The 14,900-nt window shown below is 70.5% G+C and carries 12 protein-coding genes and 1 riboswitch; of the genes, 4 read left to right on the top strand and 8 right to left on the bottom strand.

All coding sequences use genetic code 11. The features are described 5' to 3' along the window. The first annotated feature begins 29 nt into the window (after nt 1-29). Complete coding sequence (locus FCK90_RS07415; protein ID WP_158033671.1) at nt 30-1,340, top strand: MFS transporter; 1,311 nt, start codon at nt 30-32, stop codon at nt 1,338-1,340. A gap of 61 nt (nt 1,341-1,401) precedes the next feature. On the opposite strand, the gene iolB is transcribed toward FCK90_RS07415, so the two are convergent. The 4 genes from iolB to FCK90_RS07435 form a co-directional block, all read right to left on the bottom strand. Next, a complete protein-coding gene (iolB, locus tag FCK90_RS07420) occupies nt 1,402-2,334 on the bottom strand; it encodes a 5-deoxy-glucuronate isomerase (protein WP_158033672.1) in 933 nt (310 codons plus the stop codon). Nucleotides 2,335-2,428: 94 nt separating this feature from the next. Then, the gene (locus FCK90_RS07425) at nt 2,429-3,166 is read right to left on the bottom strand and encodes a GntR family transcriptional regulator (RefSeq protein ID WP_158033673.1); all 738 of its coding nucleotides are present in this window, start codon (nt 3,164-3,166) and stop codon (nt 2,429-2,431) included. Nucleotides 3,167-3,359: 193 nt separating this feature from the next. Then, a complete protein-coding gene (locus tag FCK90_RS07430; RefSeq protein ID WP_158033674.1) occupies nt 3,360-4,754 on the bottom strand; it encodes a galactokinase in 1,395 nt (464 codons plus the stop codon). A 67-nt stretch (nt 4,755-4,821) separates the two neighbouring features. After that, the gene (locus FCK90_RS07435; RefSeq protein WP_158033675.1) at nt 4,822-6,081 is read right to left on the bottom strand and encodes an FUSC family protein; all 1,260 of its coding nucleotides are present in this window, start codon (nt 6,079-6,081) and stop codon (nt 4,822-4,824) included. A 184-nt stretch (nt 6,082-6,265) separates the two neighbouring features. On the opposite strand from FCK90_RS07435, the gene FCK90_RS07440 reads away from it, so the two are divergent. After that, on the top strand, nt 6,266-6,685 hold the full coding sequence (locus tag FCK90_RS07440) for a DUF3151 domain-containing protein (protein WP_158033676.1): 420 nt from the start codon (nt 6,266-6,268) through the stop codon (nt 6,683-6,685). A gap of 79 nt (nt 6,686-6,764) precedes the next feature. Here FCK90_RS07440 and metE read toward each other — a convergent pair whose 3' ends face one another. Beyond that, complete coding sequence (metE, locus tag FCK90_RS07445) at nt 6,765-10,238, bottom strand: 5-methyltetrahydropteroyltriglutamate--homocysteine S-methyltransferase (RefSeq protein WP_181954233.1); 3,474 nt, start codon at nt 10,236-10,238, stop codon at nt 6,765-6,767. A 106-nt stretch (nt 10,239-10,344) separates the two neighbouring features. After that, nucleotides 10,345-10,438, bottom strand: a riboswitch (SAM riboswitch). Nucleotides 10,439-10,607: 169 nt separating this feature from the next. On the opposite strand from metE, the gene FCK90_RS07455 reads away from it, so the two are divergent. Next, complete coding sequence (locus FCK90_RS07455; RefSeq protein ID WP_158033677.1) at nt 10,608-11,894, top strand: adenylosuccinate synthase; 1,287 nt, start codon at nt 10,608-10,610, stop codon at nt 11,892-11,894. A gap of 257 nt (nt 11,895-12,151) precedes the next feature. Continuing rightward, the gene (locus FCK90_RS07460) at nt 12,152-13,564 is read left to right on the top strand and encodes an amino acid permease (protein WP_158033766.1); all 1,413 of its coding nucleotides are present in this window, start codon (nt 12,152-12,154) and stop codon (nt 13,562-13,564) included. 39 nt (nt 13,565-13,603) lie between these two features. Here the strand turns inward: FCK90_RS07460 and FCK90_RS07465 are convergent, their stop codons facing one another. The 3 genes from FCK90_RS07465 to FCK90_RS07475 form a co-directional block, all read right to left on the bottom strand. Continuing rightward, complete coding sequence (locus FCK90_RS07465; protein ID WP_158033678.1) at nt 13,604-13,936, bottom strand: DUF202 domain-containing protein; 333 nt, start codon at nt 13,934-13,936, stop codon at nt 13,604-13,606. Next, nucleotides 13,933-14,325: a YidH family protein gene (locus tag FCK90_RS07470; RefSeq protein WP_158033679.1), complete on the bottom strand. Its 393-nt coding sequence runs from the start codon at nt 14,323-14,325 to the stop codon at nt 13,933-13,935. The genes FCK90_RS07465 and FCK90_RS07470 overlap by 4 nt, the downstream gene beginning before the upstream one ends. Nucleotides 14,326-14,436: 111 nt before the next feature. Further along, on the bottom strand, nt 14,437-14,880 hold the full coding sequence (locus FCK90_RS07475; RefSeq protein WP_246180072.1) for a VOC family protein: 444 nt from the start codon (nt 14,878-14,880) through the stop codon (nt 14,437-14,439). Between the last annotated feature and the right edge of the window lie 20 nt (nt 14,881-14,900).

A 14,900-nucleotide genomic window follows, 5' to 3' on the forward strand; every position in this document is an offset into this window, starting at 1 on the left:
CACCGTCTTCTTGAGGTTACGATCGTCTGATGACCAAGTCCCGCGGCCCCGCGATGGCCCTCGTAGGGATTGCGATCCTGATCACGGCCATCACCCTCCGTCCCGGGGCGACCTCGGTGGGCTCCGTGCTCGCCGAGATCAGGGAGGGGCTCGACCTGTCGAGCGGGACCGCCGGGCTGCTGACGGCGCTGCCCGGGTTCATGTTCGCGGTTGCCGGGGTGGCCGCGGTCCCGCTGGCCCGGAGGCTGGGCGTCGGGTTCTCGATCGCGCTCGGCCTGCTGCTGATGGCGGCCGGTCTGCTGGCCCGGCCGTACGTCGGCGCGGGCTGGGTCTTCGTGCTCTTGAGCGCCCTGGCCCTGTCCGGCATGGCGGTGGGCAACGTGCTGGTCCCCGCGGTGATCCGTATGTTCGGCGGCAGCCGCCCGGCGCTTCTGGCCGGGCTGTACTCCACCGGACTGGCCGTGGGCGGTGCCGTCCCCCTGCTGATCGCGGGGTGGCTGCTCGACATGACGGGCGGCTGGCGCAATGCCCTGGCCTCCTGGGGAGGCCTGGCCGCCGTCGCCCTCGCCGTGTGGATGGTGCTCATGGCGGCAGCGGGATGGCGGCTGAAGGCGCCCTCCCGGCAGGGCGGCGGGGACGACGACCTGGACTCGGCCGGTGAGCCCGCGGCCACGACCGGCAGGATGGAGCCCGTCCGGAGTTCCGGCGAGCGCGTCAGGGCGGAGCACGCCGGCCAGACCGCCATGAGGACCCCGGTCTGGCGATCGCCCACGGCCGTGGCGCTGACGGTCTTCTTCGGGCTGCAGTCCACGAACGCCTACATCCAGTTCGGGTGGATGGCCCAGATCTACCGTGACGCGGGCCTGAGCCTGGGCACGGCCGCCGCCATGGTGGGGGTGGTCGCCTTCATCGGGGTTCCGGGAGGCTTCGCCATGTCCTGGCTGGTATCCCATTCCCCGCGGCTGGCCACCTGGATCACCGGGATGGGCCTGTGCATGATCCTGGGGTACGGCGGCCTGCTGGTGGCCCCCGCCACCGTGCCGCTCGCGTGGGCGATCCTGCTCGGTCTGGGGTCCCTGGCCTTCCCGACGGCGCTGGCCCTGATCACCGCCCGGACCAGGGACCCGATGATCACCGCGCGGGTCTCGGGGTTCACCCAGCCCGCCGGGTACCTCATGGCGGGCCTGGGTCCCCTGCTGATCGGGCTCATCCACGGCGCCACCGGAAGCTGGGCCGTGCCGCTGGTCCTGCTGGCGCTGTCGGCCGTTCCCCTCACGTATTTCGGCCGCAAGGTCTCCCGGGAGACCTATGTGGACGACGAGCTGGAGCGCCGCGGCTGACCGGGGACCGGCCGGCCCGGAAGGCCCGGCCGGCCCGGAAGGCCCGGCCAGCCCGGAAGGCTCAGCCGGCGAAGGGCAGCCGGGGGTCCATCTCCTGGTCCTCCCAGGTCTGGCGGATCCAGCCGTGGTGGGCGTCGTCGCTGATCAGCCACTTGCGGACCGGACCGGGGCCGGCCATCACGTTCAGGTAGTACATGTCGTGGCCCGGAGGGGTCATGGCCGGGCCGTGCCAGCCGTAGGGGACCAGGACGAGGTCGCCCGTGCGCACCTCGACGGCGACGTCGATTTCGCGCTCGTCCGAGGCGTAGACCCGCTGATACCCCATGGCGTCCGGGCCGCCCTCCTCGGGTGAGGGGATGGGCATGTTCTTGGCGGTCTGCATCTCGAAGTAGTAGATCTCCTCGAGCGCGGTCTCGCCGTCCTTCTCCTCGTCGTGCTTGTGCGGGGGGTAGGAGGACCAGTTGCCGGCCGGGGTGAGCACCTCACACACGATGAAGCGGTCGGCCTCGAGGTTGGGAGGGGTGCCGAAGTTGTGCACCTGCCGCGAGCAGTTGCCGGCCCCGCGCAGCTCCAGCGGCACGTCGTCGGGGAGCACATGGCGGGTGGGATAGGAGTTCTTCGCGGGGGCGGAGGCCACCGCTACGCGCCCGCCGTCGTCGGAGGAGATGGTGCAGCCCCTGCTCACACCGGTGTAGAGGACATCGGTGGGGCCGCTGAACACCGACGCCCGCCCGGCCAGGGCGTAGGAGGCGTCGCCGTCAGCCTCTCCGGAGACCGTCACGGTGAAGGATCCCGTCAGCGGGATGACGATGCGCTCCTCGTCCTGCGCCGCGAGGGAGACGGACGCCCCCGGCTGCAGCTGCGCGACGCGCAGCCCCGTGTGGGCCCACCCGGGGGCCTGGACCTGCGAATCCGGGGTGCCCAGATCCAGCCACCAGTCGTCGTGGCCGGTGGCCCCTGCGGGGTAGAACCAGTCAGAAGATGCGGTGGTCATGGCGCTCCTTTGCACGTTGGTTACACATAACGTTTGCACATGTCGCGGACATGTGCCGGCGGGCGGCGATCCCGCCGCCCGCCGGAATCCACGTCTACTTCACGAGGGTCATCTCGAACGAGTACATATCGGCACGGTAGAGATGGTGGCCGCCGTCGACCGCCTGGCCGTTCGAGTCGCGCGCCACGCGCTCCATGAGGACCAGGGGCGAGCCCTCGTCCACTTCGAGCAGCGCCGACTGCTCGGCATCGGCGACGGTGGCGCCCATGCGCTGATGGGCCAGGCGGAAGTCGACGCCGTTGGCGCGCATGAGGTCGTAGAGGCCGCTGTGCTTGAGCTGCTCAGGGGTCAGCTGCACGACGTCGGCGGGCACCCAGTTCTCCATGATCGCCAAGGGGGTGCCGTCGATGGAGCGCACCCGGCGCAGATGCTGCAGCGGAGAGCCCTCCTTGATGCCGAGCAGCTCGGCCCGGTCCGTATCGGCCGCCACGGCCTCGAACTCCAGTAGCTGGGTGGTGGGTTTCGAGCCCTGCTCGATCAGGTCATCGTAGAGGGAGGACAGCTGCAGCGGGCGGCGCACGGGGGGCTCGATCACCTGGGTGCCGATCCCGCGGCGGCGTACCACCAGCCCCGCCTGGACCAGCTGATCCAGCGCCTGGCGCATCGTGGGACGGGACAGGCTGAAGCGTTTGGCCAGCTCGATCTCGTTGTCCAGGCGCGTGCCGGGGGGAAGCGACCCGTCCCGGATGGCGGCCTCGAAGGCGGTTGCCACCTGGTGGTACAGCGGGACCGGAGAGGACCGGTCCAGCGCAACCTGTACATCCGTGGCCATGGGCAACTCCTTCATGTGATGTATGTCATTTTGTCATGACAAAACCGGGATAGGAAGCCCGGAGGATGAATCCATATCCATATCTGTCCTACACCTGTCCATCATGCGTGACGGCGCCGTCCAGATGCGACTTGAACCGCTCATCGGCTCTGATCGGCGGTTCAAGTCGCATCTGGACGGTATCGGGTGGTGGTCAGACGCACTCCCGGCAGAGCTGGCGGCCGGAGGAGCTGGGCTCGATGCACAGGAACCGCGGACGGGGCAGGCCCGCCGCGAGCACCTCCCGGTCGATGTGCTCGACGATCGAGTCGACCCTCAGCTCGGGCAGCAGGGCCAGGACGGAACCGCCGAAACCGCCGCCGATCAGCCTGGCGCCGGTGGCACCGCGTCTGAGGGCGATGGCGACGATCAGGTCGGCGGTGGCGAAGGAGGCCTCGGCATCGTCGCGCATGGAGGCGTGCCCCTCGGAGAGGATCCGGCCCAGTTCGCCCGGTGCGCCGCCGGCCATCGAGGGGTCGGCGCCGTGGCGCAGCAGTGCGTCGATGCGCTCGGAGCGCAGCATCTCGGTCAGGGCGTGACGCAGACGCCGCCGGGCGTCACCGGGATCGTGACCCTCCAGCCGGGACGCAGACGGGGCCAGCTCGTCCCAGCGGGCCAGCACGGCGTCCACATCGGCCTGGCCCGGAGCCTCCGGCAGGAGGTCCCGCAGGCGTTCGGCGCCCAGGAACCTGGCGGCGGCCTCGGCGTCCTTGCGGCGGGAGCTGAACTCGTCGCCGCCCAGCCAGTGCGGGGTATTGGTATCGACGCCGACCAGCCGGTGGCCCTCGAGCAGGGGCGCGGCGGGGTAGTGCTCGATCGAGAAGTCCCGGCAGTCCAGGGACAGGATGTGCTCAGGGCGGGAGCGCAGGCTCGCCGTCTGGTCCAGCCCTCCCGTGGCGGCTCCGACCACTTCGACCTCGGCCATCATGCAGGCGCGGGCCAGGACGGCGCGGGTGCCGTCGTCGAGGTCCGTGCGACCCAGGGCCATGCCCACGAAGGCGAGGATGGCGGCGCACTCCAGGGCCGCGGAGGAGGACAGCCCGCCGCCCATGGGGAGGGTCGAGCGGATCAGGAGGTCGGCCCCGAAGTTCTCGGGTATGGCCAGCTCGGGGTGGTCCTGGGCGGCGATGTGCAGAGCCCACAGGGCGCCGGCGACATATCCGGTCCAGCCCTCGGGGCGGCCGGGGCCGATGCCGGCGACCTCGACCTCCACGATGCCGGCGTCCAGGCTGGGTTCCAGGGTCCGCATGCGCAGCAGCCCGTCGGTCCGGGGTGCGGCGGCGACCAGGGTGCCGTAGGGCAGGGCCATGGGCAGGCAGCGCCCGCCCAGGAAATCGATGTGCTCGCCGTTGAGGTTGGCGCGCCCCGGGGACATCCAGATGCCCTCCGGCTCCCGTCCGAACACGCCCTGGAACCGGCGGAAGCCGCGGCGGCCCATGGCCTCCAGATCGGGGTGCTCCACCCAGATCGGCTTGAGACCCTCCGCAGCGCCGACCCGGCCCGGCACGGGCGCGCCTGGACCTGTCGATGGTGCGCGGTGTGTGGTCACGGGGCCTCCTGGAAACGAGCAGTGCTTACGAGCCTATCGTTCCCAGCAACGCTGACGCGCCCCCACTTCATCCTCGGAACCTGACCGGCCGGGGAAAAGGCAGCGTTCGTGCGCGGCCGCGCCTGGGCGGAGGCGGGGGATTGCTGGCGCCGTGGGCGGTGACCGTCTGCAGGATGCGCTCCAGGTCGGTGCTCACGGAGACGAGCCACCAGTGGTCCCAGGTGTTGCGGATCTCCAGCTTCTCCAGCTGGTCCGACAGGTCCGCGATCCGTGCCCGGGCGCGGCGGGCGAGGAGGGCGACCTCGTCCTTCTCGTCGTCGTCCAGGTTCAGGGGGACGATGGTCAGCGCTGTGGTCAGCGCCTGGAGGGAGGCGGTGTCCACGCGCCAGGCCACCCGCATGACCTCGGCGACGGCCCGCAGCGCCCGCTCGAGCTCCTTGGAGACCTCCGCCGGGACCACCATGTGCGAGCCGTCGGAGGCGAACAGCCGGCGGAGGACGTCCGTGAGGTTACGCATGTAGAAGCCCACGTACTCGACGCGGATCAGGCGGGCGAGCCCGGGATCCTGATTCTTGTTGTTGGGCAGCAGCATGCGCGGGTTGCCCTTCATGCCGGTCGCCGACTCCATGACGACTCCGCGGACCTCCATGGTCATCTCGGTCACCTGCTGGTTGACCTCCATCCAGTCCCGGCGCGACGTCGAGCCCGGGGTGCGCACCTCACGGGCGACATCGCGCAGGTAGTGCACCATCAGCTTCTCCACCCGGCCCAGTTCGAGGGAGGCGGAGCGGATGTCCACGGGCGGGGCGATCAGCAGGTGCACGGCCAGTCCGATCGCGGCGCCGGTGGTCATCTGCACCAGGTAGCCGATCGAGTAGTCATCGGCATTGGGGCCGCCGATGACCAGCACGAACAGCGCGGTCATCGGGATGTAGTCGGCACCCGCCCCCAGCTTCCGGACGCCGGCCAGCACGGTGCCGATCACGATGACGATGAACAGCGTGATGACCGTGTTCAGGTCCGTCAGCAGGATGACCAGCGCGAGCGCCATGCCGATGGCCAGTCCGGCGATCGTCTGGATGCCCGTGCGCATCGAGCCCAGCAACGTGGGGTACATGACGGACAGGGCGCCCAAGGGGGCGTAGAACGGGTACTGCGCCACGACCCCGGGCATGAACGGCGCGACGATCCAGGCGATGGTGCACGCGGTGGCCGCCTTCAGTGCCAGCAGCAGCCGCGGCGGGGTGATCGCCCCCTGGTGCCAGGGGCGGATCAGCTGATCGTCGTCGGGGGCCACCGGGGCCGACGACCGCTTGGGAAGACGCACGGAACTCCTTTGTCGCGCGGTGTGCGTGCGCCAGCGTATTCGCTGCGAGCCGGTGCCGTCGATGGATGGGCGGGACCGATTTCCCGGCGGGAACCGTGATCTATGTCTCCCGGGTTCCGCCGGTGGAGCGCCGATAGGCTGAACGGTGGAAACCGTCACCCAGACCTCCCGCGGAAGGACCGTCATGAGCCAGATCGGAAAGAACCTGTTGGGCGAACCCGCCCCCACCCTGCTCGAGGAGAACCCGGAGCTCAACGCGCGGTACGACGCCGGCGACGAGGCCGAGGACCTGGCCCGCTCCTTCCCCAAGGAGCAGCTGCCGTGGGCCCTGCTGGCCGAGGAGGCCCTGGGCGACGGCCGCACGCTGGAGGGCTACGCGTACGCCCGGGTGGGCTACCACCGGGGCCTGGACGCGCTGCGGGGCAGCGGGTGGAAGGGGCACGGCCCGGTTCCGTACTCCCACGAGCCCAACCGCGGTTTCCTGCGGGCGCTCGCGGCCCTGGGGCAGGCCGCGGCGGCGATCGGGGAACTGGACGAGGCCGAGCGGATCCAGACGTTCCTCACGGACTCCGACCCCGTAGCCGCCGAGGAACTGCAGCGATGAACACCCCCTGACTTACAGGGGCATACGAAGGGCGGGGACGGTCAGACCGTCCCCGCCCTTCGGCTGTCCTACCGGGTGCTCAGCGTTCGGTGGTCGACTGCCCCGCGACGACGGAGTCGAAGGAGGCGGTCGCCCCGAGGCGCTCGCGGACCCGGGCGGTGGCCGCCACCAGGTTCTCCAGGGACCGCTTGGTCTCCTCGTAGCCGCGGGTCTTCAGACCGCAGTCGGGGTTGGCCCACAGCAGATCGGCGTCCACGTGGTCCAGCGCGCTGATCAGGAGGGACCCGATCTCGTCCGCCGAAGGCACGCGCGGGGAGTGGATGTCCCACACACCCGGGCCCAAGCCCCGTGCGAAGCCGACCGAGCGGACATCCGCGAGGACCTCCATGCGGGAACGGGCGGCCTCGATCGAGGTGACGTCGGCATCGAGGGCGTCCACGCCCTCGATCACCTCGCCGAACTCCGAGTAGCACAGGTGCGTGTGGATCTGCGTCTCGTCCGCAGCGCCAGCGGTGGACCGGCGGAATGCGTCCACGGCCCAGTCCAGGTAGGCGGTGCGGTCCGCGCGGCGCAGCGGGAGCAGCTCGCGCAGCGCCGGCTCGTCCACCTGGATGATCCCGATCCCGGCGGCCTCGAGGTCGGCCACCTCGTCGCGCAGGGCCAGGGCCACCTGGTCGGCCGTCTCGCCCAGGGGCTGGTCGTCGCGCACGAACGACCAGGCCAGGATGGTCACGGGTCCGGTCAGCATGCCCTTGACGGGGCGCTGGCTCCGGGACTGGGCGAAGGAGATCCACGGAACGGTGAACGCATCGCCGCGCAGGCCCTCGCCAGCCCGGGAGACATCGCCCCACAGGATCGAGGGGCGGGTCGCCCGCGATCCGTAGGACTGCACCCAGCCGTTGTGAGTGACCTCGAAGCCGTCGAAGTTCTCCGCGAAGTACTGCACCATGTCGTTGCGCTCGGGCTCGCCGTGCACGAGCACGTCCAGGCCGAGCTGCTCCTGCAGCTCGATCACCCGGGCGATCTCATCGCGCAGGAACTGCTCGTACTGCGCCCGGTCGATGGTGCCGGCCCTGTAGTCGGCGCGGGCCTTGCGGACCTCCCCGGTCTGGGGGAAGGAGCCGATCGTCGTCGTCGGCAGCACGGGGAGCCGGGCGGAGCCGAAGGTGCGCTCCGCCTGCACCGAACGACGGCGCTGGGCGTCGCCCCGCTGGGTGTCGGCCGGGGTCTGGGCGGCGGCACGGGCACGGACCTCCGGGTCGTGGACGCCGGGGGCCTCCCGGCGGGAGGCGGCGGCCTCCTCGGATTCCCGGAGCTCGCCGGCCACTGCGTCGCGGCCCTCTGCCAGGCCGCGGGCCAGCGTGGCGACCTCCTGGATCTTCTCGTCGGCGAACGCCAGCCAGCGGCGAACCGCGGGATCCAGGTCGTCCTCGCCCTCCAGGGTGTGCGGGACGTGGATCAGGCTGGTGGAGGTGGCCACCGAGACCTTCGCCCCGGCGTCGCGGAGGCCCTCCAGGCGGGTCAGGGCGGCGTCGAGCTCGGTGCGCCAGATATTGCGCCCGTTCACGATGCCGGCCACGAGCGCGGGGGCCCGGTCGGCCGTGAACAGGGCCAGCTGCCCGGCGTCGAGGTCGCCGCGCACCAGGTCGACGTGCACGGCCTCCACCCCGGAGCGGGCGATCGGCGCGAGCAGGTCCCCGGCGTCGCCGTAGGGGGTGGCCAGGAGGATCTGGGGGCGTGCGCTCTGGCCGGCCAGGTAGGCGGTGGCCCGCTCGATCGCGGTACCGAGCTCGTCCTCCGTGACGTGGGCGAAGTCGGCGACGACGGCGGGCTCCTCGATCTGCACCCACTCGGCACCGGCCGTGCGCAGCTGGGCGAGGATCTGGGCGTAGACGGGAAGAAGGTCCTCCAGCCGGTCCAGGGGGCGGATGGGCGAGGCGGAGGTGCCGTCGTCCTTGGCCAGGGCCAGGAAGGTCACGGGGCCCACGATGGAGGGGCGCACGGTGCGGCCCTGGGCGGCGGCCTGCTCCACGGCGGCCACGAGCTCGTAGGGAGCCGCGGAGAAGGTGGTCTGGGGGCCGATCTCGGGGACCAGGTAGTGGTAGTTGGTGTCGAACCACTTGGTCATCTCCAGCGGCTGACGAGCGGCGTCGCCGCGGGCCAGGACGAAGGCGCCGTCGCGGTCCACGGAACCGTTCTCCCCGCGCAGGTCGGTGAACCGGGCGGGCACGGCACCCACGGCCACCAGGGTGTCGAGGACCTGGTCGTAGAGGGCGTAGCTGGCGGGAACGGCCGAGGACTCCTTGAGCCCCAGCTCTTCGATGCGGTCGGCGGCGTAGTCGCGCAGGCCCGAGGCGGTCTGCTCGAGGTCCTGGGCGCCGGACCTCCCGGCCCAGTAGGACTCGAGCGCCTTCTTCAGCTCGCGGTTGGGCCCGAGGCGGGGGTAGCCCAGGACGGTCGCGGAGGGGAAGGCCTTCTCGGACGCGGTGCGGTCGGTGTTCTGCTCGGTCATGGGGTTCTCCTTGGCATCGGGGACATGGGGTCCGGGTTCGTGGGTCGTGGTGGAGGTGCCGTGGTCCCGGGCGGGCCCGGCATCGGCGGGTAGATGGACGCGCTGGCGGGGCGGGGGCTGCACGGCGGGAAGCGGCGCCGTGATGTCATCGGCCTGCGGCGGCGTGGGCCGGGGCAGATCGAGGCGTTCCAGGACGTCCAGCGCCGCCTGGTGCTCGTTGAACGTGTAGAGGTGCAGCCCGGGAGCGCCCGAGGCCAGTGCGGCGCGGGCGGTGTGCACGGCGGTGTCGACGCCGATGCGGTGGCGCTGGGCATCCGAGGTCGCCGTCTCCAAGGCGTGGGCCAGATCGACGTCGGGGGTGAGGCCGGCCAGCCTGCACACGGTCAGGTAGCGGCGCAGATTCGTCACGGGCAGGATCCCCGGGATCAGGGGCAGCTCGATGCCGGAGCGGCGGGCACGGGTCACGTAATCCTCGTAGTCCGAGGGCTCGCGGTAGACCTGGGTGATCGCGAAATCCGCCCCCGCGCGCTGCTTGGACAGGAGCACCTCCAGGTCCTGGCTGACGCTCGTCGACTCCGGGTGCTTGATCGGGTAGGCCGCGACCCCCACGGAGACCCGGCCGGCGCACAGGTAGGCGGCGCGCTGGTTCTCCACCCGGCGGATGAGATCGATCAGGTGGCGGGCGAAGGGCAGCTCGTCCTCGCCCGGCTCGCTCACGCCCTCCGGCCGGTCGCCGCGCAGGGCGAGGATGCCCCGTACGCCGGTCTCCAGCAGCTGGCCGATCAGCTCGGTCAGCTCGGTCTCGGTCTGCCCGACGCACACCACATGGGCGAGGGGCCGGAACGGGGTCTCGTTGACCAGGTGGTTCAGCAGCGACAGCGCTCGTCGGCGGCGCAGCCCGTCCGTCCCCGCGGTCACGGACACGTAGTCGGGCGAGGTGGGCGCAAGCGCATCGAGCGTCGCCAGCAGCGTCTCGCGGCTGCGCTCACTACGCGGCGGGAACAGCTCGAAGGACAGAGCCGGTATCTGGGGGTCGGCCACGCCGTAGGTCTCCTCTCGTGTACCCCCGACAGAGGGTGCACGAGATCGCTCGGCCCGTACGTCGTGAATCGACGACGACGGTCCGGTGGACCACGGAACACTTTTCGCTCCATCGGTCCTGGCGGGAGCACCGTTCCTGAAGAACAGGATGGTTGCTGCGGCGTCGACAAGCCAGGTCTCTCGGCCGCTCTGGATAGATAGCGCAACAGATACAACCAGACTCGCCATGTCTTCGCAACGACTCTGGCTTGAGGTATTGCATTCCGTGCTCCCCGGAAGCCGTGCCCCGGACGGGTCGCGCGCTAGACTCGGCGGGTACACGACCGCAGACCGGTGCCTTCCGCGCCGAATGTCAGGAGCGCATCAGATATGCCAGCGATCTCGATCGTCGGTGCCCAGTGGGGCGACGAAGGCAAGGGCAAAGCCACGGACATCCTGGGCGGCCGCGTCGATTTCGTGGTCAAGCCCAACGGCGGTAACAACGCAGGTCACACCGTGGTCGTGGGCGGCGACAAGTTCGAGCTGAAGCTCCTCCCGGCCGGCATCCTCTCCGAGCAGGCGACGCCCGTGATCGGCAACGGCGTGGTGGTCAACCCCCAGGCGCTGTTCGAGGAGATCGACGGCCTGGAGGCCCGGGGGGCCGACACCTCCAAGCTGCGGATCTCCGCCAACGCGCACCTGGTGGCCCCGTACCACCAGACCATGGACCAGGTGACGGAGCGGTTCCTGGGCAAACGGGCGATCGGCACCACGGGCCGCGGCATCGGACCGGCTTACATGGACAAGGTGGGCCGGCTGGGCATCCGCGTGCAGGACGTGCTGGACGAGTCGATCCTGACCCAGAAGATCGACGGGGCGCTGCGGCAGAAGAACGAGCTGCTGGTCAAGCTCTACAACCGCCGGGCCTTCGACACGGAGGAGATCGTCGAGTACTTCCTGGGCTATGCGGATCGGCTCGCACCCATGATCGTGGACTCGACCCGGCTGCTCAACGACGGCCTGGACGCCGGCAAGGCCGTCCTGCTCGAGGGCGGGCAGGCCACCTTCCTGGACGTCGACCACGGGACCTACCCCTTCGTGACCTCCTCCAACCCCTCCACCGGGGGCGCCTGCGTGGGCGCGGGCATCGGCCCGACCCGGATGACCCGCTCGATCGGCATCATCAAGGCGTACACCACGCGCGTGGGGGCGGGGCCGTTCCCCACGGAGCTCTTCGACCAGTGGGGCGAGCGGCTGCGCACCGTCGGCGGCGAGTTCGGCGTGAACACCGGGCGGCCGCGCCGCACGGGATGGTACGACGCCGTCATGGCCCGCCAGGCCTCCCGGATCAACGGCTTCACGGACTACTTCCTGACCAAGCTCGACGTGCTCACGGGCATCGAGTCCATCCCCGTGTGCGTGGCCTACGACGTGGACGGCGTGCGGCACGACGAGATGCCCATGACGCAGACGGAGTTCCACCACGCCAAGCCCATCCTGGAGAACTTCCCGGGCTGGACGGAGGACATCTCCGGGGCCCGTTCCATCGAGGACCTTCCGGCCAACGCCCAGACCTACGTGCGCGAGCTGGAGGCCATGTCCGGCACCCGGATCTCCGCGATCGGCGTGGGCCCGGGCCGGGAGCACACCATCGAGGTGCGCGACCTCATCGACTGAGCGCCGCGCGGCTTCACCGCGGATGCCTCACCGCGAAGGCTTCACCATGGATAAGGACCGCATCCGGCTTGGATGTGGTCCTTATCCATGGTGAAGTTCACTCATTGACCATGCCGCTGGGACACGCAGCCTGACGATGCAGCGCAGTACCCGGCCCCACCGAACGAGAGGCACCCGCCGTGTCGACAAGCCCGTCCCATGAGGTGAGCACCAAGGCCGAGGGCGAGGGCCTGCGCCGCAGCCTGCACACCCGGCATATGACCATGATCGCCATGGGCGGCGCCATCGGAACCGGGCTGTTCGTGGCCTCCGGGAACTCGATCGCAACGGCCGGCCCCGGCGGCGCCCTGGCGGCGTACGTCGCCATCGGCCTGATGGTCTACCTGCTGATGCAGTCCCTGGGCGAGATGTCCGCCTGGCGGCCCACCTCGGGCTCCTTCGGCGACCACGCGGGCCGCTACGTCTCGTCGTCCTTCGGCTTCGCGATCGGGTGGAACTACTGGTTCAACTGGGCGATCACCCTGGCCGCCGAGCTCGTGGCTGCGGCATTGGTGATGCGCTACTGGTTCCCGGATTCGCCGTCGTGGCTCTGGTCGGCGCTGTTCCTCCTGATCGTCTTCGGTCTCAACGCCCTGTCCACACGGGCCTACGGCGAGGGGGAGTTCTGGCTGGCGGCGATCAAGGTCGCCGCCGTCGTCGTGTTCCTGGCCCTCGGCGTGCTGATGATCCTCGGAATCCTGGGCGGGGAGAACCCGGGGTTCACGAACTGGACGGCGGGGGAGGCGCCGTTCGTGGGCGGCCCGATCACGGTGCTGGCGATCTTCATGGTGGCCGGGTTCTCGTTCCAGGGCACCGAGCTGGTGGGGGTCGCGGCCGGTGAGGCCAAGGATCCGGAGACCACCGTCCCCAAAGCCATCCGCACCGTGTTCTTCCGCATCCTGCTGTTCTACGTGGGTGCCATCACGGTGATCGGCTTCCTGCTGCCCTATAACAACCCCCATCTGCTGGCCTCGGACATCCAGGACGTGGCGATGTCCCCGTTCACCCTGGTGCTGCAGAACGCCGGGGTCGCTTTCGCCGCGTCCGTCATGAACGCCGTGATCCTCACCGCGATCCTGTCCGCGGGCAACTCCGGCCTCTACGCCTCCACGCGCATGCTCTGGTCCCTGGCCATGGAGGGCAAGGCGCCCCGGTTCCTGCGCAAGCTCAACAAGCGCGGCGTGCCCATGTACGCGCTGCTGATCACCTCCGCGTTCGGCCTGCTGGCCTTCGGCACCACCTGGTTCGGCGACGGCGCCGTCTACACCTGGCTGATCAACGCCTCCGCGCTGGCCGGATTCATCGTGTGGGCCGGGATCGCCTGGACGCATTACAACTTCCGGAAGGCCTTCAAGGCGCAGGGCCGCTCGGTCAGCGAGCTGCCGTTCCGGGCCAAGTTCTTCCCGGCCGGCCCGGTCGTCGCGCTGGCCATGTGCCTGCTGGTGATCGTGGGCCAGAGCTACGAGGCGTTCATCAACGGCACCATCACCCCGCTGTCGCTGCTCTCCTCCTACCTCGGGCTGCCGTTGTTCCTGGCCTTCTGGTGGGGCCACAAGCTCGTCACCAAGTCCCAGCGCGTACAGCCCGCCCAGGCCGACCTGTCCCGCAACCGCGACGACGAGGCCGCCTGACCCCGCGCAAGGAACTGCGGGCGGGCCGGCTGCGGCTGCTCAGAGAGCGATCACGACCACCAGGGCCGCGGTGCCCAGAAGCACCACCGCCGCGCCCAGCAGCAAAGGGGCTCCCACGCTGGCCCGGTGCAGGTTCCGGGCGATGGTCTCGGTGCGCTGGGCGTAACGGGGACGCTGGGTGAGCCAGATCCCCAGGGCCACGGCAAGGGCGGCGCCGAACAGCACGACCACCACCGCGCCGTGCTCGGGCCCCCATCTCAGGAAGAAGGCGGCCACCACCACGAAGGACACCAGCGTGCGGTTCCACGCGAGGGTGGTCCGTTCCGGCTGGAGCCCGGGGTCGGCCGCGCGGCCGTGGCGGCGAGGGTTCATCGGAAGAGCAGCACCCCCACCATCACGCCCGTGGCCACGGCGGCACCGGCTGCGAGGATCGGGGCCAGCCACGGCAGCGGAAGGGGCAGCGAGTGGCGCATGGCCCGCTCGATCCGGATCCACCGGACGGTGGCCCCCGCCGCGATGACCATGCCCACCAGCAGCAGGGCTATCGCCAGCCCCGTGCGAACGGGGGCGGGGAAGACGTCTCCCGCGAAGGCCTCCAGCGCCACCCCACCGGCGAGGAACGCCAATGCGGTCCGGATCCAGGCCAGGAAAGTCCGCTCGTTGGCCAGGGTGAATCGCGGATCCGGTTCGATGCCCCCGCCCAGCACCCGCGCAGACAGGCCGGTGCGCTGGGTGGAGGGCTGCGAGTCGTTCTCCGTCATGTCCCCGATGCTAGTTCGGACGGGTGGCTCGGTCCGGCCGAAACCGGACTCCGGTCGCCGATCAGGGGTGAGCGGCGACCGGAGTCCGGTTTCGAGCGGGTGGCAGCGGGCTCAGGACGCGCCGATGTTCGCGCCCCACTGGATGCCGAACCTGTCCACGAGTTCGCCGTACTCGTCGCCCCACGCCTGTTTCTCCAGCGGGAACCGGACCTCTCCGCCGTCGGAGAGCGCGTTGAAGTACCCGCGCAGGGCCTCGGCGTCGTCACCGTGCAGGCACAGCGAGACCCCGCCGGCCCCGCCCGTGGCCCCCTCCATGAAGGAGGGCAGGTCCGCGGCCATGAGCCGGATCCCGCTGGGCGCGTCGAGCTGGCCGTGCATGACCAGATCGGCGTCGGCGCCCTCGGCACCCATGTCGCCGTGACGCATGATCTCGGGCTGACCGCCGAAGACCTGGGCGTAGAAATGGAGAGCGTCCGCGGCTTCGCCACGGAAGGTCAGATAGGTGGTCAGGAATTGCGTGGCCATGAGATGCTCCGCATCGTCGAGGGAGCGCACGGGCTCCTGCGCCCCGGTGC

It is taken from the genome of Kocuria coralli, assembly GCF_008831305.1.
Taxonomy (GTDB): Bacteria; Actinomycetota; Actinomycetes; order Actinomycetales; family Micrococcaceae; genus Kocuria; species Kocuria coralli.

Coding starts and splice junctions, on each gene's coding strand:
- FCK90_RS07415 (WP_158033671.1), top strand. CDS start 30: ATGACCAAGTCCCGCGGCCCCGCGATGGCCCTCGTAGGGATTGCGATC.
- FCK90_RS07465 (WP_158033678.1), bottom strand. CDS start 13,936: ATGAACCCTCGCCGCCACGGCCGCGCGGCCGACCCCGGGCTCCAGCCG.
- FCK90_RS07460 (WP_158033766.1), top strand. CDS start 12,152: ATGACCATGATCGCCATGGGCGGCGCCATCGGAACCGGGCTGTTCGTG.
- iolB (WP_158033672.1), bottom strand. CDS start 2,334: ATGACCACCGCATCTTCTGACTGGTTCTACCCCGCAGGGGCCACCGGC.
- FCK90_RS07470 (WP_158033679.1), bottom strand. CDS start 14,325: ATGACGGAGAACGACTCGCAGCCCTCCACCCAGCGCACCGGCCTGTCT.
- FCK90_RS07425 (WP_158033673.1), bottom strand. CDS start 3,166: ATGGCCACGGATGTACAGGTTGCGCTGGACCGGTCCTCTCCGGTCCCG.
- FCK90_RS07440 (WP_158033676.1), top strand. CDS start 6,266: ATGAGCCAGATCGGAAAGAACCTGTTGGGCGAACCCGCCCCCACCCTG.
- FCK90_RS07455 (WP_158033677.1), top strand. CDS start 10,608: ATGCCAGCGATCTCGATCGTCGGTGCCCAGTGGGGCGACGAAGGCAAG.